A 24,896-nucleotide genomic window follows, 5' to 3' on the forward strand; every position below is an offset into this window, starting at 1 on the left:
AAATACAACCTTACTTTCTAACAACAAGTTAATTATTGCACAAATTAAAAATAAAAGGATACTTTTTTGCTAAAATTTGGTAAAATGCTTAAATGTTTTTACTTACGTTGCATAGGAGTGTTAATTTTTCTTATAATGTTAAAGAATATAAAGTTAAAGTGGGTTATTAAATGACTATTTGGAAGAGCGAACTAGCATTTGAAAATGAATTAATTAACCATCTTAGTAATTTAGGTGGAACTAAGCAATGGGAATACTTACCACAGATTAAAACAACAGATCAATTGTGGGACAACTTTAAGCGTATTCTTGAGCAACATAATCAAGACCGCCTAGAGAAACCGTTATCGCCAACGGAATTTAATCAAGTGAAGGCGATAATCAACAAATTAAATACTCCCTATGAAGCAGGGCAGTTTCTATATGGGACTAATGGAATATCGCAAATTGAAATTGATCGTGATGATGGTAAACATGTATATTTAACAGTTTTTGACCAGGATCAAATAGGTGCTGGGAATACTGTTTATCAAATTGTTAACCAAGTTGAACGTCCAGCAGTAATTCCAGGACGGAAGAATCGTCGTTTTGACGTAACAATGTTAATAAATGGTTTACCAATTATCCAAATTGAGGAAAAAGCTGATGGTCGGGATGCTAAAGAAGCGTTAAACCAAATGCATCAATATATCGAAGAAGACCAATACTCAGATATTTTTGGCACTCTTCAGATCTTGGTGGCCTTAACACCACATGATGCTCGTTACATGGCTAATGCAACTGCTGACAAGTTTAATACCGATTTTGCATTTCAATGGCAACGAGCAAAGGATAATAAACCAGTGCTAGATGCAATGCAATTTGCGGATCTAATGTTATCAATTCCGATGGCCCATCAAATGGCAACAAACTATATGATTTTAGATGGAACGCCCCGTCATCAAATGATAAAGATTATGCGTCCATATCAAGTTTATGCAACAAAACGAGTCATTAACAAAATTCGTGAGCATACGTTTGGGATTGATGATCAACGAATCGGATATGTTTGGCATACAACTGGATCTGGTAAAACCATCAGTTCATTTAAGGCTGCCTGGCTTGCATCACGATTACCTAATGTTGATAAAGTTGTATTTATGGTTGATCGAGTGGCCTTAACTAACCAAACAGTTGATGAATATATGGCGTATGATCCTGAAAATACTGAAGGAAGTAATGGGGGAGTAGTTACTGATACTGCTAATCGGTGGGCATTAGCTAATAAATTGAAGCGTAAAGGAAACGGAATTATTGTAACTTCTACTCAAAAGATGGATGCAATGGTTCGAAGCAAGGACTTTAAGCCTGTTGATAAGAATCTTGTCTTTATTGTTGATGAAGCTCACCGATCAACTTCTGGGGAAATGCTGCAAAGAATTCGGAAAGCTTTTCCTAAATCGGCCTGGATTGGTTATACTGGGACTCCTGTCTTTCCAGAAGAAAATGGTAAGTCTAAAGCGCCGACAACTCGTGATATCTTTGGGGATGTTATTCATACTTATACAATTCAAGATGCCATTAAAGATGGTAATGTTCTTGGATTCAAGGTGGATTTTGAAACAACATTAACTGAAAAAGTACTGCGAGAACAGTATCTGCCAGAGTATTTTAAGGCTCGCTATCCTAAGATGACAGATGAGGAAATTCAAGAACGAATCGCCAATATGAATGAAAATGATATGGACGATAAGGTTGAGCCAAGTGTCTATGATGAAAATCATAAACATATTGAGTTGGTTGTTGAGGATATCTTGAGAAATTGGAATAAGCGCTCCGTTAATGGTAAGTACAATGCAATTCTTACTACTCATGTTGGCGGCGGGAAAGCATCCACTCCAATGGCGATGGAGTATTATAACGAATTTAAGAAGCAAAATGCTAAAAAGGAACATCCATTACGAATCGGAATTACCTTTAGTCAAGATACGTCCAATGGTGATAATCAGTTAGAGACAAATGATTCTTTGCGTAAAGCAATGCAAGACTACAATGAAATGTTTGGTACGAGCTTTAATGATAAGCAGGTTAAAGAATATACAGAACAAGTAGTTTCGCGATTGAATCGGACAATTGATGATGTCAAATACTTTGATCTTGTTATCGTTGTTGACCAATTATTAACAGGATTTAATGCACCACAATTGAATACTCTTTATGTAGATCGGACATTAAAGGGTGCAGCTTTAATTCAAGCATATTCGCGAACAAATCGAGTTCAAGATATGCAAACCAAGCCATTCGGCCGAATTGTAAATTACCGATGGCCTAAACACACGGAAAAGTTAATGAAAAATGCATTAGCAAAATATGCAAATCGTAACTCCGCTAACATTCAAGAAGAACTTTTTAACGATGAAGGTAAAAACGATGGTGTTATTGCTCCTTCCTACGGTGAAGTTAAGAAAGAATTGCATAAGGTTGTAAATAGGTTAGCTGGTTTTTCAGAAGATTTTACTGATATTCCAGCAAGCGAAAATGCACAAGAACAAATGTACAAAGACTTACGCCAATACAACCATTTGATGGCAATTGCTAAGCAAGATGATAAATATGATGATACACATCCTGAAAAATTATTAACTTCATTGGGAATGAGCTTGGATGATGAAGAAATCTTAACAACCACTTTAGCAAATCGGCTAAAAACAAAAATTGCTAAAAGACATCATATTGATTTCTCACAAGTTGACCTTCAAATGGAACATGTTAAGGAAGTGAAGGTTAATTGGGATTATCTTGAAGGTTTAATTGTCGAGGTAATGAATAAGTATCACGATAACGACATTGAGGGCGCTAAAAAATCCGCTGAAGAAGTAAAGATTATTTCCGATAAATTAGAAGATCGAGGATATGCGGCCAAAATTCTAAGATTTATTAAGGATCTCTTCAAAGGAAAGGTTAAATTTGAATATCCAGTTCAGCAAAAGCACGTTAAGAAACTGATTGCGCAAAACAATGAAGGTCAGCAACGTTCTGCTATTTTTGAGTATAAGAAAAAGTGGGGACTAGCTGATATTGAAGATTCACATTTAATAAATGAAATCTTAGACAAGCATGTCATTGGTGCCGATGACCTAAATGGAAATGGAGAGCTCGACAACATCGTCATGGAAGGCCAAGCGGTATATAAGACAGATGCTGAAGCTGAAGAGGTTAAGGGACTTTCAAGGATAAAATATCGAACGAAATTACGTCATTCTATCAATGAGTTTGCAGATGAATTAAAGAAAAAGTTTTAGGAGTTTTTTGAAGTGAATAAAGCACAAGAAATAACAAGTCAATTATGGGAAATGGCAAACCGCTTACGGAGCAATATGGATGCCAGCGAATATCGAAATTACATTTTAGGTTTTATGTTTTATCGGTATCTCTCAGAACACCAAGAAAAAAGTATGGTTGAAAATAAATTGATCGATGTCGCAGAGGGTCAGAGTGTAAATGACGCATATAAAGAACAAGCAAGTGGTGAAGACTTAAATGATTATTTAGAAGAAATTGCGTCTTCGCTTGGTTATGCGATTGCCCCTGAATATACATGGGCAACAATTGTTGATAAAGTTAATAGTAATACAATTGCTCCCTCAGACTATCAGGATATGTTAGATAGTTTTAACCATAATCTAAGCCTTAATCGGAATGCTAAAGTAGATTTTCATGGGATATTTGATGATATGAATCTAGGTAATTCTCGTCTAGGTAATTCAACATCAGCGCGGGCAAAGGCATTAACTGATATTGTTAATTTAGTAGACCAAGTTGAATATAGAGATGAAAATGGTAAAGATATTTTAGGAGATATTTATACATATCTAATTAAAGAATTTGCCGGAAATTCAGGAAAAAAAGCTGGAGAATTCTATACCCCACACCAGGTTTCTGAAGTATTAGCTAAATTAGCTACATCAAGTTTAGATCCTGAATTGGAATCTCCAGAAGTGTATGACTTTGCTTGTGGAAGTGGATCGCTACTATTAACAGTAAAAGATCAGCTCAAGAATAAAGTTGCACAGAAGAAGTTAAAGTATGCCGGACAAGAATTAAACACGACAACTTATAATTTGGCGCGGATGAATTTAATGATGCATGATGTTCGTTATCAAAACATGACGCTAAAAAATGCAGACACGCTTGAAATAGATTGGCCTGATGGAGTAGACGAACATGGGGTAGATCATCCACATAGTTTTGATATGGTTGTGGCTAATCCGCCTTACTCTGCACGGTGGGATAACAATGATAATAAGCTAAAAGATCCGCGTTTTAAGGAGTATGGAGCATTAGCACCGAAGACAAAAGCTGACTATGCCTTTCTTTTGCATGGTTTATATCACTTAAAACAAGATGGAACGATGGCAATTGTTTTGCCACACGGAGTTCTATTCCGTGGTGCTAAGGAAGCTCAGATTCGTAAAGCATTATTAGAGAAAAATCAGATTGATGCAATTATTGGGTTGCCAGCAAACCTATTCTATTCAACTGGAATTCCGACAGTTGTACTTGTTTTAAAGAAGGATAAAGAAAATAAAGATGTATTGTTTATTGACGCAAGCAAAAACTTTGAAAAGGGTAAGAACCAAAATGTCTTACGAAAAGAAGATATTGATAAGATAATCGATACATATAAGGAAAGAAAAGATGTTGATAAGTATGCTCATGTGGCAACAATCGATGAAATTAAAGAAAACGACTATAACCTTAATATTCCGCGATATGTTGACACATTTGAACCCGAACCGCCAGTTGATCTTGGGAAGTTAACAAAAGAAATGGAAGAGACTCAAAAAGAGATTGAACAGACCCAAAGTGAGCTTTTGGGGATGATGAAAGAGCTAACTTCAAAAGACGAGAAGACCCAAAACGACTTAAACGAATTTATCAAAATGTTAGAAAACGAGGTAAAGCGTAATGGATAAAAAGCCCGAAAAATTGGTGCCTGAAGTCCGTTTTAAAGGATTTGCTGATGATTGGGAGCAGCGTAAGTTGGGGGAGTTTTACTCTTTTAAGAACGGATTGAATAAAGGTAAAGAATACTTTGGACATGGAGTTCCAATTGTTAATTACACAGATGTATATCATCACAGATCCTTAGAGTTAAAAGATTTAAAAGGGAAAGTTGAACTTACATCTAATGAGGTTAAGAATAATTCTGCCAAAACAGGCGATCTTTTCTTTACTAGAACTTCTGAAACCATTGATGAGATTGGTTTTCCTGCCATTTTATTAAGCGCAAGTAATGATACTGTTTTTAGTGGCTTTTTAATTAGAGTAAGACCTATAGGTGGCGATCCATTAGACCTATTATTTAAAAAATACGTTTTTTATACTAAAACTTTTAGACAGGAAATGATGCGTAAAAGTACTATTACAACTAGAGCACTAACTTCAGGTAAAAATTTATCTAGCATGATTATGAAATTCCCGGATAAAATAAAAGAGCAAAATTCTATTGGAAACTTACTAACTAAGCTAGATAACCTTATCACCCTCCAGCAACGAAAATTGGAACAACTTACACAGCTAAAAAAGGCACTTCAACAAAAACTATTCCCAAATAGTTTTCAGGAAAAACCATTATTACGAATATTACATGGTGATAATTCTTGGTGGAATAGTTATATCGGAGAAGTTTTTACTGAGAGAGTAGATAAAGGAAGTAGTGAAAAACTGCTCTCAGTATCAATTACTGATGGGGTATACCCATTTGATGAATCCAAGAGAAAAAATAATTCTAGCAATGACAAACATAACTACAAAAAAGTTTTTCAAAATGATATTGCGTATAATTCAATGCGTTTATGGCAAGGCGCCTTAGGAGTATCAAATTATGAGGGAATAGTTAGTCCGGCATATACCGTTTTAAAACCGCTAGCTAATCAGAATTCAATTTTTTATGAGTTTATGTTTAAAAATATTGATATGCTTCACATTTTCCAACGAAATTCTCAAGGCTTAACCTCTGATACTTGGAATCTAAAATTTAATCAGTTGCAACATATAAAAATAAAAACACCTAAATTTCAAGAATAAGTTAGCCACTGGACTCAAATAAATAATACTGACCAATTGATTATTGGTTGATGGAGCTGTGATATCTCTTGGTAGAAGGCCTTACGATAGATATCCATTGACGAATGTCCATTAAACATAGCTCGTGGATAGTGATTCATCCAATCATTAGTCGCTATGATCTGAGCACTACTATAGTTATTTATAGCTTCACCTTTGGTAATCTCCTTGCGGAGAAACCGGTTATTGATCTCATTGGATCCACGTTTCCAAGGGGAATACGGATCAGCATAGAAAACATGATCGTGAACTTGTGTTAACTCACTAAATTCTGAACCGTTGTCAGAGGTTATTGTCTTAAAGATGCGATAGTAAGCATCTGTGCCCATTTTCTGGCGTAAATTTATAAAGAACTGATTTACTGCATGCGCAGTTTTACCAGCAATTTTACTCGTGATATTAACTCGTGAAAGGCGATCAGTCATTACTAGTACAACACTGTCATTACCGTTTTTCTGTCCCTGAACTGTATCTAGTTCCCAATGGCCAATTTCGGACCGTTGGTCCGCAGTTTGAGGTCGTTGAGCAATATTAGGCCCTAAGCACCTTTTAGCTTGCGGATGAGTTCGATGATGCTTACGTTTAGGTTTTTCAAAGAGGTCTAAATTGGACGTACGAAGCACACCCTCATTAATCCATTGATATAAAGTTACAACCGACTTTGGGATCAGGGTGCCATCATTCATTAAATCTCGAGCCTTATAAATAACCGCTTGTGGGGAGTAATGGTGGTCGTCAAACTCACCAAGCATTAGCTGATCAGCTAATCGTAAAAATTGCTTTGAAGAATAATATAAGCGACGACGACCAGAATGGCGGTGATGTTCAAGATATGTGGCCTGACCAGCTTCATAACTATAGATGTAGTAAGAATATTCGTAAATCTTACCATTAGATTTTTGACGACGAAGTTGGCGGACCGTACCACGGTTGAGCTCGTTATTAATTGTTTGATGATTAACTCCTAATTGGCGACCAATTGCGCGATTGGAAAGTCCTTGCGACTTTAAAGTCGCAATCATCACACGTTCTTCTTTAGTAAGATGAGCATTCTTTTTATGAGTAGTCAATAAACTAGTAGACATGGTATCATTTAAGTGCGTCATTTGACGGACATCCTTTCATATAGGTTTGGTTCACTTAATATGATACCTGATGTCACGCCGAATGGCGTTTTTTATTTACCACCAACTGGGTGGCTAACTTCATTCTATAATCCACCAAAAATAAAAACAACAAACTTAAATTCGCAGAATAAAATCGCTAAATTATTGATTAAAATAGAGGAATTAAAGAATGACGAATCTAATTATTATCATAATCTTATGACCTTAAAAAAATACCTCCTCCAAAAGCTCTTTATCTAATTAATTGCATAAAGCGTAACCTCCAATAAATAATACATTTGTGTTTTTGACACTAAATTATTTATTGGAGGTTTTATTATGTCTCGGAAACACTACAGTACAAAGTTATTTTATAAATACTATATGGATTGGATTAAGCTTTATAAGGAAAAAGCAGTTCGAAAAGTAACGTTGGATAAATATTATTTAACGCATCGAAAAATTAAAGAACTTGCACCAGAGTTACATATGAATGAACTTACTCGCCAATTATATCAGAAATTATTAAATAACTATGCTGCTACTCACGAAAAACAAACTACTCTTGATTTTCATCATCACCTAAAAGCAGCCTTAGTTGATGCACTAGACGAAGGATTGCTGGAACATGACCCTACACGGCGAGCAATTATAAAGGGAGTTGATCCTAGCAATAAAAAGAATAAATTTTTGAACCTTTATGAATTACAAAAACTACTCCGCCATCTTGATTTAGGTGACGAATTAAACTGGGATTGGTTTATCTTACTAGTATCAAAGACTGTCTTACGATTTGCGGAAGCGTTAGCCTTAACTCCAGAAGATTTTGATTTTGAAAGGCAACAAATTATCGTTAATAAATCTTGGAATTATAAAACGCCAATTGGTAATTTTCAAAAAACTAAGAATGAATCTTCAAACCGCGCTGTCATGGTTGATTGGCACCTTATGAATCAATTTAAGTCACTTATTCAAAATAAAGAAAGTGACTGGCCAATTTTTGTGCCACACAATAAAAGAGTATTTAATTCAACTGTTAATGGCTTGTTAGAAAAATATTGCTATAAATTAGATATACCAACTATTTCGGTTCATGGTTTACGCCATACCCATGCCTCATTATTACTTTACGAAGGAGTGTCAGTTGCTAGTGTTGCCAAAAGACTAGGTCACGCCAACACTACAACGACCCAAGAAACCTATATCCATATTATTGAGGAGCTCGAAAATAAAGATAATGATAAGGTTCTCCATCATCTATCTCAACTGAATTAAACAAAAAGCGGTACCAGTGAAGTTAACACTGATATCGCTTTTTAGATGAAAAGATTTTGTAAAAGATACTTTTTCAAGGTAGTTAGTTGAGTAAGTTTATTTTGCTGATGAGTGATGAGTCCATTAATACTTTCAAAGAAGCAACCAATTATTTGTTGTTCGACTTGGGTGGGAAACATTACTTTGATATTTTCAATATCCGAACCATTAAATGAAGGCAAAGCACCTGTTTGTGCATATTTAGGTAAATTTAGTGTATCAAACAGGACCTTACCAAAATATGGATCCCAGTTCTTGCCGAACATATATGCCATTGTATTGTTGTCAATCAAAAACGGAACTGTAACAAGTCTTTTTCTATTCAGCATTAAAGCAGCTCCAACTTTTGCAAAAATAACTGCTGGAACTTTTGTTATTGTTTTCCATTTTTTACTGATAATTTGTTGTTCAGTAACATAATTATTCGAAGTAGTCATTTCAAATTCATTTCCGTTATTATTCATATCCGAAACCTTAAAAAATGGAACTCCCTTTTGACCACCTTGTTCCTTAGTAGGAAATCCAATTCCAGATTGAGTTTTACCTACTGTTCCCAACTTACGCTGCTCCCACTCACCATTAAAGTTTTTAAATCTTAGGTTAGGTTGTTTGCTATTTTTATCAACAAATAATTGTTGTAACATCGCCTTTTTAAGCTGTTTTAACTGTTCCAATTTTCGTTGCTGGAGAGAAATAAGAGATTCAACTTTTTTTATTAAATTGCTTATTTTTAATTGTTCTTCAGTAAATGGAAGATTAATATGAACTGATTTTATAATACTTGCAGAAAGATTTCCTTGCCCTCCTTGTAAATATTTTGCAATAATTTTATCTTTATTTTTCTCTAAATAATATTTTATAAAGCTTACATTGTCTTTTTGTAAAAAGATAGCCATAATCGCTTGATTAATAGCACCATCAATATTAGAAACGTCTACTTCTCCACTTGTCGCACCATATAGTGCATATAATAAAGTACCTTTTTTAATAAGCTTTGCTGATGAATTTTTTAATCCACTCTCAGTAATGAATAATTCAGTTTTATTTTTATGAATTTCAGCTGACCTAATAAATGGTATTTTTCCTCCGTAGTAACTTTTATTTTTCACAGAAGGAGTTCCACCTGAAAAACTAGTAGATATTTCTCCTAACTTACGCTGCTCCCATTAGAAGTTAATTTATACTTTTATAAAATTTAACGATAACCCTGGAAAAAAGTAGTAATTTGGTTAGCTTTATAGATACTAAATCTTCTTTAAACCTGAAATCGCTTCCTTACATTATCGCCCAAATGCGTTATAATTAACTTAACTGATCAACAAAGGGGCGATTAAATATGAAGTGTCCATGTCATAACTTATCAAAGAACCAAAAGATTGTTTTATTAACCCTTGTCGCAGGGGCTTTAATTTGGCCAATGTACTTGCTATATAAGCTGGCAAAGAAAAACTAATTTCTATACGAAGAATCACTTGCGGGTGGTTCTTTTTTTCATGATATAATTTGAAAGTTAACTAAAAGGAGGCGAGTCACATGTTAGATATCCTAGATTACACTAAACAAGAATTAATTTCTGATGCTGATTTTTGGAAATTTGCGGGCGAGCATCTTGAAAAGCCAACCGAATTTAGGGGCGTTTCATTTGTTTCTTCAATTAAGTTTATTGAGGAGCAACTATTATCGCGTTATGATAAGGTCACTTTGATCCTTGGCTTAAGCGATAATGGAAAAGAATCAATTGGCAAACGGATGAGGCAGTTAAATGACCGGACTGAATTTGTCAATTATGGTTATGAACACCCTGATAGTGAATTTACAAAGCGAATTTTAGATGGGAGCTTGCGACTTTTATTCACAAAGCAAGAATTAATTCATACCAAAATGTACTTAATGACAAGTGACGACCGGTATCTCTCATTTGCCGGTTCAATGAATTTAACTGAAGCAGCAATTCATCATAATTTAGAACAGCTCGACAGTGACTATGGAACGCAGACGGATCCGCTTTATCAATGCCATGTCCAGATGTTCAATGATAACCTTCACCATGCGACTACCTATCTGGACGCAAAGAAAATGGCCGGGTTCATTAAGGCGAAAAATAAAGAGCAACTTCAGGTTAATGTCTATACCGATACGGTGAATATGGTGAAAAACAAGGATACCGGTGAGCAAGATGCGGTAATTATCCCGGCGGAAGAAGTAAAAGGATATAAGAACCGGTATAGTTCTGACGAGGAATTAAAGAAACTATCAGCCCAAGAAAAGTTGAGTGTTGCCCAAACTGTCAAGCTCTTTGGTAATGCTGGCTATAAGAAACGCAACCTTGAAAATATCGGGAAAGAACTTTACAGCCTTACTCAAGTAGTTAAACATGTGTCTCGAAACGATGATAACTCAGGAAAGATTACCCGTGAAGAAGATCTCTACCCTAAGCCGGTCTTATTTTATAACAATGGTCAGTTATTTGAAGCGCCCCGCGTTGGCGATAATGTAAAGTCGGAATTAATAACATCGAATTTAACGGGTGACCGTCTCCGTGAACAGCTTCAATTATTTAGCGATATTGCGCATGAGTACGATAATTACAAAGAAGTTGGCGAGGGATGGCAGGCATGTGATTTCATGTGTTTCCTATTTGAAGCGCCCTGGCTATGGAAAATCCGGAATATGTATGAATTATCACCAAGTAGTAAATCGCGCGAAGATGTTCCCCTCGGAGTAGCCTTGATTGGTCAAGGACGAACAGGAAAGTCGACGTTGGGAAAGCGGCTAGCAGCCAAGCTAACGGGGAGTGGCAACTTCCTTGATGGCGGTGTTTTTGATGCTAAAAATTATGCATTAGGAAAATCAAATATCAATATGACTATTACAACGGTTTTAAGTGATTATATGTATAGTGCTGGGCCCGTTAATCCGATGATGATTGATGATATTAGTCCTGACTTAACGACACGGCCATATTTTGATCGCTTCATTAAAGAAATTACTAACAATCGTAGTTTAACTCAGCCCCTCCCATCATTTATTTTTACGATGAATCATCGTGAGGGTGATAGTAAATCGCAATTTTCCCTTAAACCGGAAATTATGCGTCGTTTATGGTACCTTAGCTTTGAATCAACTTTTGCCGGAGATGAGGATGAACGTGAAGCTAAATTAAATGACTTGCTTGAGCGCGCTAACGATCAGCTTTATCGTTATTGCCAAGTTGAACTTGCAAAATTCTTCAATGATGTGTCGCCGGAGACAGAACAAAAGATTGAGAAGGATTACCTTTATCCAATCAAATATGTCTTGAAACAAGCGATGGACCAATTTGGGATGTTTGAGCTTATTAAAGACTACTTTGACGATAATTATGACTATTCACTTTTTGTCGGTCGGAATGATTGGACAATGCTGATTAACCAGGCGGAAGTGGGTGCTGATCTAACGTTTATTCAGCAGGATGGTCAGTTAAAAGCACAGATTAATAAGCAGCTTTTTAATAAGGTTTCAGATAGTACGGCGCGAAATAATGGTTCAATGATGATGGAACGGTACTTCCAATACTTGCCGCGAAAGTATCGGATTAGTTATCAATATACTAGTACCGGTTTTATTGTCGATGTTGCCAATTTTGATCGGTGGCTTAACAGTGATACCCTTCAGCAAAAGTATAATAGCAGCGAGGTAGCTCGGGACGCTCAAAAGGTAAATACTGATGCAAAGGTGACTGAATTGCTTACCCGGTTAACGGAGGCACAAGAAAAGCAAGCACACCGCCATGGGATATTTAGCTGGCTTAAAAAGAAATAAGGTGAACTTATGAAACATATTTGGAAACTTAACTTATTTCAAAAGATAATTGTTTGGTTATTTATAATTGCTTTAATTACCTGGCCCATATATTTTTACGTAAAGGCAAAATGGGGCTAAAATAAGAGTGTAGGTAGTGATAGGTTTTTGAACAAAGGAGTAGATTCTTATGAAGAAAGATAAAACTGAAAACAAAACTACACAACCTAAGAAGCATTCAAAGAAGAAGTTTACTATTTTAGCCCTTTTAGCTGGCGCTATTGCTTTACCAATTTATTTAGTAAAGAAAGCGTAAGATTATAACTTATATTGAAAAGGATCACGATTAGGTGGTCCTTTTATTATGTCTTTTTAAATTTTTATTGATCGCCATTAAGCGGAATAATGTTCATTTGTTATAATTAATGTAACCGCTATACTAATAATTCACAAAGAAAGGGTGCCGATAACAAATGACCAAAAAGATAATTCTTGATTGTGATCCCGGACATGATGATGCATTGGCGTTAACGATGGCCGTTGCTTCACCAAAGCTTGATGTTCTTGCCGTAACAACTTCTGCCTGTAATCAAACACCAGACAAAACTTTAAATAATGCAATGCGGATGTTAACCTTACTTCATCGAGAAGATATCCCGGTTGCTCAGGGAAATCAAACTCCGCTGGTCGAGCCGCTTGAAACTGCACCGGAAGTTCATGGAGAGACGGGTTTAGATGGTGCTAACCTTCCTGATCCCGATTTCAAAGTTCAACCAATTCCGGCTATTGAATTGATCGCTAAAACTCTTCGTGAAAGTGATGAGAAAGTTACCTTAGTAGTTACCGGTCCAATGACAAATGCAGCCTTATTCTTGCGGGTCTATCCCGACTTGGCAAAAGAAAAGATTGATCAAATTGTCTTCATGGGTGGGGCAATGGGACTTGGCAATTGGCGGCCATCAGTTGAATTTAATATTTTTGTTGATCCAGAAGCAGCTAAAATTGTAATGAACTTTGGGCTGCCTCTGGTAATGGCACCGTTGAACGTGACCCATAAAGCGCAGATTATGAAGGATGAAATTGAGCAAATCGGGCAAATCGACAATCCAGTTGCCCAGGCTTTCTATGGTCTCCTAAACTTCTTTGAACAGTACCATGAAAATCCTAAGTGGGGCTTTAAAGGTGCGCCACTCCATGACCCATGTACGATTGCTTGGTTGATTGATCCTACTATGTTCGGTACTGACAAAATGAATGTAGATGTTGAAACTCAGGGCGATCTTACACGGGGAGAGACGGTTTGTGACTACTATCAGTTAACTGATAAGCCCCAAAATACTGAAGTCCTCCTTGATATTGACCGTGAGAAATTCATCCAATTGATCATGGATACCCTGCAAAGTTTCTCACAGAAATAAATTTGCTGTTTACAAAAAGAAAGTGAAGAGTTACACTATATGTAAATTTAACAATCTAATTTTCTTCGGGGCAGGGTGAGATTCCCAACCGACGGTAACAAGTACACTTGGAGTCCGTGACCCGTTAGCATTTGTGTTAACGGTTGAACCAGTGAAAATCTGGTACCGACAGTATAGTCTGGATGGGAGAAGAAAATGAAAAATTACACAATCAGTTTAAACGTAAATCCCCGGATAGCAGTGATGTTATCCGGTTTTATTTTGCCGAGCTGTTTTTTTAGTAACCATTTAACGCCCCGAGAGAAAATCTTAGGGCGTTTTTATTTTGGAAAGGATGATTAGAGTGGAAGATGTTCATTTCATGCAAATGGCAATCACTGAAGCAACAAAGGCTGGCAATGAAACCTGGAAAAATCCTCGTGTTGGGGCAGTTATTGTTAAGAATAGTCAAGTTTTAGCGCGAGGTCATACTCACGAATATGGCGGAATTCACGCTGAACGGGATGCAATAGGTAAACTTACGCCGAAACAGTTACAGGGAGCAACTCTTTATGTCACGTTGGAACCCTACAATCACTATGGAAAACAACCGCCATGTAGTCAGGCGATTATTGACGCAGGTATCACGAGGGTTGTGATTGCAGAAACAGACCCGCACCAGCTTGTCACTGGAAAAGGAATTGCTACCCTTCAACAGCAAAATATTATTGTCAAAACGGGCGTCCTTAAAGAAGCAGCCCAAGCCTTAAATCCGCATTACAATTTCTTCTATCGGTACCAACGACCATGGGTAACTTTAAAACAAGCAGTAAGTCTTGACTATCGCGTGGCCGCAGAAAAAGGTCAACGAACGGCGATTACTAATTCTGCTGTGGCAAGAGTTGTTCATATCGAGCGTGGTAATTTTCAAGGGATTTTGATTGGGAGTCAGACAGCAATTATTGATAATCCATCTTTATTAACGACTGCTCCTACAGAATTTCCACCTGTAAGAATTGTTCTTGACCGCCGGGGACGTTTAAAAGATAATCCAACCCTACACTTGTTGACTGACGGGCAGGCACCTACTTGGATTTTTACGGAAAATAGTTCGCTACAAGGCCAGTTTGCTAAAGATGTGCGGGTATTTTACCGACAAACGTGGTCAATTGCTGATATTTTACATGAACTTGGTCGACAAGAAATTCAATCTGTTTATGTAGAAGGTGGCCCGACAGTTCATCAAGCATTTTTACAGGAAGGCCTATTTGAAGAGCTTATTACATACGTAGCTCCCCACATGCTTGGCAAAAAAGGTGTTAGCGGCATGGAACTAGCTTGCTCAATGAATTTTACCCATCAGGAAATTAAAATCTTAGAAAATAATATTAGGATTGCAGAAAGGAAGATTGAAAATGTTTAGTGGTTTAGTTGCGGAAACGGGACGAATAGTAAAAGTTACCCAGGATGGCGAAACGATTGAATTGGTGGTTGAACCTCATAGTGATGATTTTTTAACTACCGTGCAACTTGGCGATTCAATTGCGGTAAATGGGACATGTTTAACGGTCGTAGAAATCAATAATAATCAATTTACGACGACATTAATGCCGCAAACCTTTGAAAAGACAACGTTCAAAAACTTGGAAAAAGGGTCTCTTGTAAATCTTGAACGTTCATTGCAAGTTGGCGCACGACTAGAAGGTCATATTGCAACGGGGCATGTTGACGAACTATCACGAGTTTTAAAGCGGACTGTCAATGAAAATGCTATTGAAGTGCAATTTAGTCTGCCACAACGCCTGCATGGTCAAGTGGTAGCGCAGGGAAGTGTCGCGATTAATGGCGTAAGTTTAACCGTGATGGAAACTGGTGCCGACTGGTTTACGGTTGGGCTGATTCCGCACACTCAACTCGTGACTAACTTAGATACGCTTAAAGTAGGGGATGAAGTTAATCTAGAAACCGATATTTTAGGCAAATATGTAGTCGCAAATGTACTAGGAGGCCGAAAATAATGGATGTAAAGAAAATTCAAGCAACGATTAAGCATTTGCAAGAAGGTGGTTTAGCAATTGTCATGGATGATGCAGACCGCGAAGCAGAAGGCGATTTGGTGGGGCTTGCTAGTGAAGCTACTCCCGAAAAGGTTAATTTCATGACTAAGTATGCCCGTGGATTGATATGTGTTCCCATGGCACCGGAAGTAGCTGAACGATTGAAATTACCTCAGATGACTGCTGATAATTCAGATCCTTTTGGTACGGCTTTTACGATCAGCGTTGACCATCATTCGACAACAACGGGAATTTCAGCCTTTGATCGTTGGCGCACTATTACTCATCTTGCCGCACCGACTGCTAAAAACGAAGACTTCTACAAGCCAGGTCATATCTTTCCTTTAGTTGCAAAGAAAAATGGAGTATTAGAACGAAATGGACATACTGAAGCTGCTGTTGACCTTGCACGCTTAGCTGGGGTAGAACCAGTTGCTTATATCTGTGAGATTTTAAAAGACAATGGTGAAATGGCGCGATCAGTTGAACTCCATGAGAAAGCAGCCGAATTTAGCTTACCCATCATTACGATCAAAGAACTTCAGGAATACCGGCAAAGTCTAGCGAGCAAACCAGTAGAAGAGGTGCACCTCCCGTCTCAGTATGGTGACTTTCGCTTACGGTGGTTTGATGGCAATAATCTAGCGCTAATAAAGGGAGATATTGATCCAACTACTCCTGTAATGGTTCGCTTGCATTCAGAATGCTTTACTGGCGATGTTCTTGGTTCCCTTCGCTGTGATTGTGGTCCTCAACTTCATGAATCAATGCGCCGAATTGAGAAAAACGGCAGCGGGATTATTATTTATTTGCGTCAAGAAGGCCGTGGAATTGGTTTAGCAAACAAGCTGCGGGCCTATCATTTGCAAGAACACGGCTATGATACTGTCGAGGCCAATGAAAAATTAGTTTTTGCGCCTGATGAACGGCAGTATGACCAAGCAGTTACGATTTTACATCAATTAGGGATAACCAAGATTAACCTACTTACTAATAATCCCGATAAAATTGCACAATTACAACTTGGCGATATTGAAATCAATGAACGGATGCCATTAGAAATCGCACCTAATAACTACGACGAGAATTATTTGATCACAAAGAAAAATAAATTTCATCATTTACTGAATCTGGAGGCTTAATCATGAAAGAATTTACTGGGAAATTTAATGTTCAGAGTGCAAAAATCGGGATTGTTGTTGCTAATTTTAACGAAACTGTTACTAAACAATTAGTGCAGGGAGCTACCGAGATGTTAGCTAAGTTTGACCTTGAAAACGTTGATGTATACCATGTCCCGGGAGCATTTGAAATTCCGTTTATGACGAAACAATTATTGATAAAAAAGGAATACGACGGCATTTTGACGTTAGGCGCTATTGTCAAAGGTGAAACAGATCACTACGATTTGATTTGTCAAAATGTTGCTAGCGGCGTAATGAATCTTAACTTAACGAGCAATATTCCAATTACATTTGGCATCCTTACTACCGATAACATTGAACAGGCAATGCAACGAGCGGGACTAAAAGCGGGTAATGAAGGAGCGATCACTGCACAAAGCTTACTAGAGATGATTTCGTTAAATCGACAAATAAATTAAAAATGGGAGCTAGACAGAAGTCACTTGTGACTTCGTTTTTCGACTAGCCTCTGGGAGCCCCCGCAAGCAACAATAGGCCTCCAACGTTCGGTCATTTGCCGGACGTTGGAGGCCATTAGTGTACTTGTTTGCTTTTTATGAAAGTAACTTAACTTATGTCACAGTCCCTATTTGCTAACGTTTATTTTTCTGAATCAAACGCTTGATTTCGTCTAACTCAGCTTTTAGTTGGCGATTTTCATGTTGGATTTTGACTAACTGGGCGGAAATCTTCCGTTCGTCTTTTTTGGCAAAGAACTCAGTAATTGTACTGGTAAGCATCCCAATAAAACCAATTTCTAAGAGCATCAAGACAATCGCGGCTGCCCGATCAATTCCGGTCTTAGGAATCACATCCCCGTAACCAATCGTAGTAGCAGTTGTAATTGCCCACCATAGGGCTGTTTCATAAGAGACTTTCTCTGAGATACAAAACATTGCAGCGGCTACCATTATGACAGCAATCGTAATGTACAAGTAGTAGAGCAGCTCATTGCGCTCAAAGAAGACGCCAAGCCGACCGGTAAAACCAACTAACCGCATAATGCGCATGAGTTTAAGCATCTGAAAGGTTCTACCAATTTGCCCAATTCGGAAGAGAAAGAACAAACTGCTGGCAGGAATGATTGAAAGAAGATCAAAGACATTATCTTTAACAAATTCGCGTTTATTTGGTGAAATAATCAGCCGGATAATGTAATCAGTAAAGAAGACTAACCATATTCCATTGTCAATCATATTGTAAGGGTAGGTATCAATATTGATCCGCTTGGCGTAATATGCAATCAGCATTCCAATTGAGATAACGGCTAAGATAGCCATAATAATTTGGTAGACAATGTAGGTAAACTTCTTATGCACGATTTTTTCTCCTGCCGATAGATTTAATTTTATCTTAAGCGTCTCTTAAAAGGGATGCAAGAATTATTCTACTTTACTTGCGCTTCCGTTTCCAGACGACCGTAATGATTCCGGCAAGAATGGTCCAACCAAGTCCAATCGAACTGAGTAACGCACCTAATCTGATTCCTGGTAACTCATAACTAAAGATCACATGGTGAGTTCCGGCAGGTAAGTATACTCCTAAGAAAGCCTGGTTTGTTCGTAGAGTGGTTGCCTTTTTACCATTAACTTTCACTGACCAGCCGGTAGAATAAGGAATCGAAGAGGTAAGGACGCCAGGACGAGTCGTTTTAATCGTTCCCTGAACTTGGTTGCGTTTAAATTTAACGTCCTCTAGGCGGTGGCGTTGTAATGTTTTAACTTCACGATAATAATTATTATCTATTTTTTCTGCTACTACCCGGTATTTGAGCTCATAAGTTCCGAGTTTTGAAGGCTGGAAGGTGAGTGAAGTCGGAAGCTTGCCATCATAATAACCAATATTAAGTGTCGAATTAGTAACGTGCTTAAACAAGGAAAGGGTACTTTGCCGTGCCTGTTCAATCGTGGCGGTTCCAAACTTACTGCCGATATTAAGCTTAAAACTAATATCAGGTGAACCATTTAAAACGTGGTAACGCCAATAGCGATAGTGGGTATAGCGCTGATTAATAACATTTCCGGGATTAAGGACAGTTTCCTTGAGATGTGCTTGTTCGTAGGCAATCTGTTCTTTCATGGAGAAAGGGGTGTACTTAATCTTCGAAAATTCAATATGCAACTCGCTGCCCTTTAATTTTTGCTGCATTTTTTTACTTTGCAGCTCTGGTAATTGCAATTGATAAGTTTCTTCACTATCGGTATAGGTCAGTTTAGCCGGGTTAATCTTATTCAAGCGGTTGGAAACTAACTCGCTTTTAAGAGGATAGACATGCGTCTTGAGCTTAGCGGCCTTCATTCCTTGGAGCTTTTCTTGCTTATCAACCAGAACACCGGTAGCTAAAACGCGTTCTTTTTCAGTTGGTGAGAGTGATTGATAATCTTTTTTGCTAATGTAGTTGTCTTGCCAGTAAAGCAATGGGAAGGCATAGTTCGTTTTATACCGCATCGTCTGTGTAGGTACAAACTCATCCTTGCTTTGGGGATTGCTTGGCTGTCCTTCATCATAATTGATGACTGGATCAGTTGCTTTATCTAAAAAGTAACCAGCGGGAATCTTTGTCGCGTTATCACCATTGCTTTGAACAAAGAGATATTTAACCCCAAAGAAATTGTTCATAATTGTCCGATCATCGGCTTGCCGAATGGGGATGTTAGCCTGATACTGGTTATTTTGCAGACTTGTATTAAACTGTCCCAAATATTTATTTTGCAGTGAATAGTAAGAATCAATGTTATGCAATCCGGAAGTAAGGTCATTATCAAGGTTAGGGCCATCAATAATCTTATTTTGGCTAATTGTTGAAACGCGGTAAAAAGGATCATTCTTCAAATCCTGATTAAGTTTACCGTAACGGTTACTGGTAATTGCCTGATACTCTCCCCGGCTCAACATACTACTAGAGAAATCACCATTATAAGGGAAAGCCGCGTAGATTGCGTTCACCCCGGCGTTAAGCATTGTAATCGCTAGTAACCACCGGTAAGGATGAGCCAGTTTGTTTAAGTGGATCAACCAGATGGCCATTAGGGAGCCGATTAAGAAAATAACCGGCATAAAAATATCATTTTCATTTTCAAAAAAGAAGGTTGCGATCAAGACAATGAGGTAAATCCCTGTTGCCCAACTTAGAACCGCCATTGTTTTTTGATCAAGGGTTGGAATGTTCTCGGCCAGAATACAGACGGCCATTGCTAATGGAAGGTAGATCAAGAGCGTCCAACGGTTAGAAGCTGACATCATTCCGTTGAAGAAAGAGCCGACTGCTGGAATTAGCAGCATGATTAAGGCAAGACCAAGGCTAATCGTTAGCAAGGGATACTTTCGGGGACGGGAATAAATGTAAACAAGGGCGATAAAACCAATTGAAATGATCCCTAAAGCAGACCAGAACATGAAATACCACTGGCCACCGTTAATCAGTGACTTGGGCAAAAAGAGGTAGTAGTAAAGAGGATAGGTTTTTAGACCGTTTGCAAATAATGATCCAGTCCGGGTTGAATTTGTGACCGCGATAATTTCGGGGACAAGCAAAACCGCTGATAAGAGGACACTAGTAATTGTTGCAAAAGCAAGTTTAAGAAAAGTTTTCCCATAATTAAGCGTGCGACGATAATGCGTTCCTACGCGAAGAACAAGATAGAGGAATGAACCAATTCCTAAAACGTAAGCAAGGTAATAGTTGCTTACTAGCATCCATGTAAAGGCACCAACAAGCGGCCAGGGTGAGCCTTCTTCCAATATCCGTTCAATCTGGACCACGATTAAAGGAAAGATAATAAATGGCGTGGTAAAGAACGGCTGAGCGATACAGGCATAGAGTAAAAACGAATTGACCAGATAGGTTGTTGCCCCCATCAAAATGACGCTATTACGAAACTTAAAGTGTTGAGCGAAATAGACGAAAGCGAGGCCAACACAATACATCCGGATAATATTAATTACCTGGTAGGCGAGGGTAATCTTTGCCGCGGGAAAAAGTAGTGCAAGGTAAGAGAAAACGTCTCCAATCGTATAGTAAGAATATACTTGAAAGGTATCACTGCCTAGCCCCATTTGCCATGACCAGAAGTTTAGGCGGGGATGGTGGACGAAGCTAATCAGTGCTTCCCGATACTTTGCTAGTAAGGGTAAATGTTGGTTGAGAGCATCTTTGCTGAGGATAAAAGTATGACCAGTAACTAAATATGTTCCGAAAATACATAAGGCTAAAAAGATGAATAAAATAGTATATTCACCATATAGTCTTTTTACTGGTCGTTTTTTAAATGAGAAATCCATAATTCCTCCTTGGATTAACAATCATTTTTAGGATATCTCTAATATTTTAACAAAAAAATATTAAGAGTGACGTTCTTAATTTTAGCGGACATTCTTAGAATTTGGGTGGTAAGTTCTAAAATGATCAATTACAATAAAAAAGATCTTTATATTAAAGGGGTAATTTTATGGAAAATATAGGTAACTTTAAAGTAGCAAAACGATGGGGATCTTTTCTGCTACTATATTTAGGATATATGATTTTATTTGCTGACCGCACAGTGATGAATATTTCCCTTGCTTACATCGGTAAAGACTTTCATGTTGGGGCAGCAGCATTAGGGGCAACCGTTAGTGCGTTCTTCTTAGGGTACACTTTAATGCAGATACCTGGAGGATACTTAACTGATAAGTTTGGCAGTAAACTAATGGTGATTATTTCCCTGTTTGCCTGGTCGTTAATGACGTTGGTGACTGGCTGGGCGTGGTCCCTTGCTTCCTTGATTGCGATTCGATTTCTATTTGGAATTGCAGAAGGACCATATCCAGCAGCAGCTTTAAAACGAATTTCTGAAAATTATGATAAGAGTGAGAAATCACAAGCAACTTCTGCCTTAATTTCATCGAATTATGCTGGGGCAGCAGTAGCTCCACTAATTATTGTGCCAATTATTGCTAGCAGTGGTTGGCGAAATGCCTTTGTTTGGCTTGGGGTTGGCGGTTTTATTGTTTTGCTTGCCTATTACCTGGTAGAACGGCCAATTAATAGCAGCAAAGAAAACGGACAGGCGCGTCCCAAGATTGAATGGAAAAAGATTGATCACCGTGTCTGGGCTTTTGTGATAATTGGGCTTGCCCTGAATATCATTACTAAAGGCCTTGAAACCTGGATGCCAGTTTATTTCTTACAAGAACAAGGAATTAACTTGAAGAACTTGGCCTGGTTAGTACCACTACCAGTTATTTCTGGAGGTATTGCAGCATTTATTTCTGGCTTTGTGATGGTGCATTTGTTTAAGAAGCATGAACGGTGGATGATTAGTATTGCTTCATTCCTGACCCTGGTTTTCATGTTCGGTCTCTTTAAGTCAACTTCATTAGTAGGCGTTGTGATCTTTGATGTCTTGATCTATTTCGTTAAATCATTGGCATTTACTGGTATCTTTAGTTTCATTGCGCAGATTTTATCGGAGAGAACTTATGGATCATCAATTGGGATTGTTAACTTTGGTGGGCAACTTGGTGGCTTTGTTGGTCCGCTCTTAATTGGGTGGATTGTCCAAGCAGCCGGCTCATATTCCGCTGCTTTCTTCGGCCTTGTTATCAGTGCATTGGTTGCAGTGATTGCTTGTTTGTTTATTAGAAAAGCGTAAAAAATAAGGGAGCGAGACAGAAGTCACTTGTGACTTCGTTTTCGAGCCCCCGCAAGCAACAATAGGCCTCTAACGTTCGGTTTAACCGGACGTTAGAGGCCATTGCTTTTTATGAAAGTAACTTAACTTATGTCACAGCACCTTATTTTTGCTTTATAAGTCCTTACTTCATTAATACTTTTAATAGCTTGCCGTGGCAACGATGCAAGGCACTTTGGACGCTCCGTTTAGAGCAATTAAGGGTACCAGCAATCTCAGTTATCGAATAACCAGTATGGAGATAAACTAGTACTTTTCGTTCAAATGTAGAACAATGGCAAAGTAAACGGTCAAGACTCTGCCGGCAATAAACAATGTCATCAGGGGAATGATGTAAAAAGTCGGTAAGTGTTTCAGCAAAATCATCGCTTAATGCGTAAAGACAGCCTGCTGGGATCCGTTTGTGAGCCTGAGTTTGTCGTTGGATATCACGAATCCGGTTGGTTAAGCATTCCTTAAAAAAGCAGCTAAACATGCGCGGACCTTGATTATTGTATAAACGAATAACTTCTAGCATCACAAGGCGGGCTTCCTGTTCCCAATCTGCCAATTCAAGGCCGCTAATATTATATCGTTGCCACAGTCGGCGAACGAGCGGCCAATAACGGCGAAATAACTCTTCAAAGTCCTTATTGCTTCCCCGACGGGTATTGTTAATCAACTTAAGGTACTTTTCTTCATCTTCTTCATTGAAGCGCATATCAAAAATGCTCTCCTTTAAAACTATAATTTACGCGACATGCTTCCCATCATAGTGTTTGTCCTATTTATTTTTCTTCTCCCCAAATAGGTAAACTGACGACCTAAAAGAAGGGATTCATTCCTTAATTCAGGCAAGATAAAACGTTTTAATTTTATCACGTAGTTCGCCTCGCGTTGGTATTAATTTATCAAATGTCTTATTTTAGAACAATAACAGAATTTGTATAATCAGAACGATTAATTGAACGTTAAAGCGAAAAAAGATAGTAACAAAGGTGCATAACCATTTTTTATAATTCCAAATAATTTTATTTTCAAATATTAATTAAAGAATTGATCAGAAATTTATGGGTGAGGCTGGTTGATTAGGGTAACTATACTGGTACTAGTGCATTGATCATTACAATGGATATCGACTTGCCAGGTTTGGATTCGTCGGCCACATTTAATCGGCGTTGCAATGGCTCTTAATTCACCATTTGATACCGCAATGAGGTGCTCTGTGGTAATATTAACTCCGAGAGCTATTTGATCTTGTTGACGATCAGCTAACCATTGATTGGCACCTAAGGAAGCTGCGGTTTCAGCGAGGACTGCATTTATCCCACCATGAACGATTCCATAAGGTTGCTTGAGTTTATCACTTACTTTAACAGTGATAACGCATTTGTTAGCTGTGACTGATTGAGTTTGAATATCTAAATTTTCTAATAGGTTCATTATTATTGACCTCACAAAAGGAGTAGAGTAGTTATGACAATAGTTAATTGGCAACCGGTTAAAGATTATTCTGAGATTATTTTTGAACGAGCGGGAGAGATTGCAAAAATTACAATGAATCGTCCAGAAAAAATGAACGCCTTTACCCCCGTTACAATTCAAGAAATGATCGATGCGTTTACCATCTGTCGTGATGATAGCACAATTGGGGTGATTATCCTAACCGGTGCCGGTGATAAGGCTTTCTCATCTGGTGGTGACCAAGGAGTTCGGGGTAACGGTGGATATGTCGGCCCCGATAAGATTGCCCGTCTCAATGTCCTTGACTTGCAGCATTTAATCCGGATTATCCCTAAACCAGTCATTGCGATGGTAAAAGGCTGGTCAGTTGGTGGCGGAAATATCTTGCAACTTGTCTGTGACTTAACAATTGCTGCTGACAATGCCAAATTTGGGCAAACCGGTCCCAAGGTCGGCAGTTTTGATGCTGGCTATGGATCTGGTTACCTTGCCCGCGTGATCGGTCACAAACGGGCAAAGGAAGTCTGGTTCTTAAACCACTTCTACAGTGCCGAAGAAGCCTATCAGATGAACTGGATTAATAAAGTTGTGCCATTAGACCAAGTTGAATCGGTTACCTTGGACTGGTGTAACGAAATTTTGAAGAAGTCACCAACGGCATTACGGTTTATTAAGGCTGCGATGAATGCTGATACTGATGGACTAGCTGGCCTCCAACAACTCGGTGGTGATGCGACGATGCTCTTCTACACCACTGATGAAGGTAAAGAAGGGCGCGATGCCTTTAACGAAAAACGGGACCCTGATTTTGACCAGTTCCCTAAATTCCCATAAA

General features: G+C 38.2%; 19 protein-coding genes, 1 pseudogene and 1 riboswitch. Of the genes and pseudogenes, 13 read left to right on the forward strand and 7 right to left on the reverse strand.

Annotation, left to right across the window (positions count from 1 at the left end):
* The first annotated feature begins 170 nt into the window (after positions 1-170).
* The 3 genes from SH603_RS05585 to SH603_RS05595 are packed head-to-tail and all read left to right on the forward strand — an operon-like array spanning position 171 to position 6,069.
* Positions 171-3,281: an HsdR family type I site-specific deoxyribonuclease gene (locus tag SH603_RS05585; RefSeq protein WP_321534192.1), complete on the forward strand. Its 3,111-nt coding sequence runs from the start codon at positions 171-173 to the stop codon at positions 3,279-3,281.
* 51 nt (positions 3,282-3,332) lie between these two features.
* Positions 3,333-4,955: a type I restriction-modification system subunit M gene (locus SH603_RS05590; RefSeq protein WP_419182123.1), complete on the forward strand. Its 1,623-nt coding sequence runs from the start codon at positions 3,333-3,335 to the stop codon at positions 4,953-4,955.
* Complete coding sequence (locus tag SH603_RS05595) at positions 4,948-6,069, forward strand: restriction endonuclease subunit S (protein ID WP_321534194.1); 1,122 nt, start codon at positions 4,948-4,950, stop codon at positions 6,067-6,069. Before SH603_RS05590 ends, SH603_RS05595 begins: the two co-directional genes overlap by 8 nt.
* A gap of 14 nt (positions 6,070-6,083) precedes the next feature.
* On the opposite strand, the gene SH603_RS05600 is transcribed toward SH603_RS05595, so the two are convergent.
* Complete coding sequence (locus SH603_RS05600) at positions 6,084-7,214, reverse strand: IS30 family transposase (protein WP_321534195.1); 1,131 nt, start codon at positions 7,212-7,214, stop codon at positions 6,084-6,086.
* A gap of 339 nt (positions 7,215-7,553) precedes the next feature.
* On the opposite strand from SH603_RS05600, the gene SH603_RS05605 reads away from it, so the two are divergent.
* Positions 7,554-8,489, forward strand: coding sequence for a site-specific integrase (locus SH603_RS05605; RefSeq protein ID WP_169472905.1), 936 nt, complete (start codon positions 7,554-7,556; stop codon positions 8,487-8,489).
* Positions 8,490-8,530: 41 nt separating this feature from the next.
* On the opposite strand, the gene SH603_RS05610 is transcribed toward SH603_RS05605, so the two are convergent.
* The gene (locus tag SH603_RS05610; RefSeq protein ID WP_191994572.1) at positions 8,531-9,172 is read right to left on the reverse strand and encodes a restriction endonuclease subunit S; all 642 of its coding nucleotides are present in this window, start codon (positions 9,170-9,172) and stop codon (positions 8,531-8,533) included.
* Between the two features lie 24 nt (positions 9,173-9,196).
* Positions 9,197-9,682: pseudogene (locus tag SH603_RS05615) on the reverse strand (restriction endonuclease subunit S); the annotation flags it as partial.
* Positions 9,683-10,061: 379 nt separating this feature from the next.
* Between SH603_RS05615 and SH603_RS05620 the strand changes: the two are divergent.
* The 7 genes from SH603_RS05620 (at position 10,062) to ribH (ending at position 17,365) form a co-directional block, all read left to right on the forward strand.
* Positions 10,062-12,329 (forward strand): phospholipase D family protein, encoded by a 2,268-nt coding sequence (locus SH603_RS05620; RefSeq protein WP_321534196.1) that lies wholly within the window; start codon positions 10,062-10,064, stop codon positions 12,327-12,329.
* A gap of 169 nt (positions 12,330-12,498) precedes the next feature.
* Positions 12,499-12,624 (forward strand): hypothetical protein, encoded by a 126-nt coding sequence (locus tag SH603_RS05625; RefSeq protein WP_263850997.1) that lies wholly within the window; start codon positions 12,499-12,501, stop codon positions 12,622-12,624.
* A 157-nt stretch (positions 12,625-12,781) separates the two neighbouring features.
* Positions 12,782-13,726 carry a pyrimidine-specific ribonucleoside hydrolase RihA gene (gene rihA / locus SH603_RS05630; RefSeq protein ID WP_321534197.1) on the forward strand — a complete coding sequence of 315 codons (945 nt, stop codon included), beginning with the start codon at positions 12,782-12,784 and terminating at the stop codon, positions 13,724-13,726.
* Positions 13,727-13,783: 57 nt separating this feature from the next.
* A riboswitch (FMN riboswitch) is annotated at positions 13,784-13,924 on the forward strand.
* Positions 13,925-14,069: 145 nt separating this feature from the next.
* Positions 14,070-15,128, forward strand: a complete 1,059-nt coding sequence (ribD, locus tag SH603_RS05635) for a bifunctional diaminohydroxyphosphoribosylaminopyrimidine deaminase/5-amino-6-(5-phosphoribosylamino)uracil reductase RibD (RefSeq protein WP_406565501.1) — start codon at positions 14,070-14,072, stop codon at positions 15,126-15,128.
* Positions 15,121-15,723, forward strand: coding sequence for a riboflavin synthase (locus tag SH603_RS05640; protein ID WP_321534198.1), 603 nt, complete (start codon positions 15,121-15,123; stop codon positions 15,721-15,723). The genes ribD and SH603_RS05640 overlap by 8 nt, the downstream gene beginning before the upstream one ends.
* Positions 15,723-16,904: a 3,4-dihydroxy-2-butanone-4-phosphate synthase gene (gene ribB, locus SH603_RS05645; protein ID WP_321534199.1), complete on the forward strand. Its 1,182-nt coding sequence runs from the start codon at positions 15,723-15,725 to the stop codon at positions 16,902-16,904. The genes SH603_RS05640 and ribB overlap by 1 nt, the downstream gene beginning before the upstream one ends.
* A 2-nt stretch (positions 16,905-16,906) precedes the next feature.
* Positions 16,907-17,365, forward strand: a complete 459-nt coding sequence (ribH, locus tag SH603_RS05650) for a 6,7-dimethyl-8-ribityllumazine synthase (RefSeq protein WP_321534200.1) — start codon at positions 16,907-16,909, stop codon at positions 17,363-17,365.
* Positions 17,366-17,539: 174 nt separating this feature from the next.
* On the opposite strand, the gene SH603_RS05655 is transcribed toward ribH, so the two are convergent.
* Both SH603_RS05655 and SH603_RS05660 read right to left on the reverse strand, forming a co-directional pair.
* Positions 17,540-18,265, reverse strand: coding sequence for a potassium channel family protein (locus SH603_RS05655; RefSeq protein ID WP_321534201.1), 726 nt, complete (start codon positions 18,263-18,265; stop codon positions 17,540-17,542).
* Positions 18,266-18,338: 73 nt separating this feature from the next.
* Positions 18,339-21,227, reverse strand: coding sequence for a YfhO family protein (locus tag SH603_RS05660; protein ID WP_169483260.1), 2,889 nt, complete (start codon positions 21,225-21,227; stop codon positions 18,339-18,341).
* A 167-nt stretch (positions 21,228-21,394) separates the two neighbouring features.
* Here SH603_RS05660 and SH603_RS05665 point away from each other — a divergent pair, with 167 nt between their 5' ends.
* Entirely contained in the window at positions 21,395-22,579 is a 1,185-nt protein-coding gene (locus SH603_RS05665) for an MFS transporter (protein ID WP_321534202.1), read from the forward strand.
* Positions 22,580-22,742: 163 nt separating this feature from the next.
* On the opposite strand, the gene SH603_RS05670 is transcribed toward SH603_RS05665, so the two are convergent.
* Positions 22,743-23,318, reverse strand: coding sequence for an RNA polymerase sigma factor (locus tag SH603_RS05670; RefSeq protein ID WP_035169539.1), 576 nt, complete (start codon positions 23,316-23,318; stop codon positions 22,743-22,745).
* 347 nt (positions 23,319-23,665) lie between these two features.
* Positions 23,666-24,040: a PaaI family thioesterase gene (locus SH603_RS05675; protein ID WP_003667940.1), complete on the reverse strand. Its 375-nt coding sequence runs from the start codon at positions 24,038-24,040 to the stop codon at positions 23,666-23,668.
* A 33-nt stretch (positions 24,041-24,073) separates the two neighbouring features.
* On the opposite strand from SH603_RS05675, the gene menB reads away from it, so the two are divergent.
* Complete coding sequence (gene menB, locus SH603_RS05680) at positions 24,074-24,895, forward strand: 1,4-dihydroxy-2-naphthoyl-CoA synthase (protein WP_321534203.1); 822 nt, start codon at positions 24,074-24,076, stop codon at positions 24,893-24,895.
* The last annotated feature ends 1 nt before the right edge of the window (position 24,896 follow it).

Origin of the sequence: Limosilactobacillus reuteri (assembly GCF_034259105.1) — a bacterium.
In the GTDB taxonomy this organism is placed as follows: domain Bacteria; phylum Bacillota; class Bacilli; order Lactobacillales; family Lactobacillaceae; genus Limosilactobacillus; species Limosilactobacillus reuteri_G.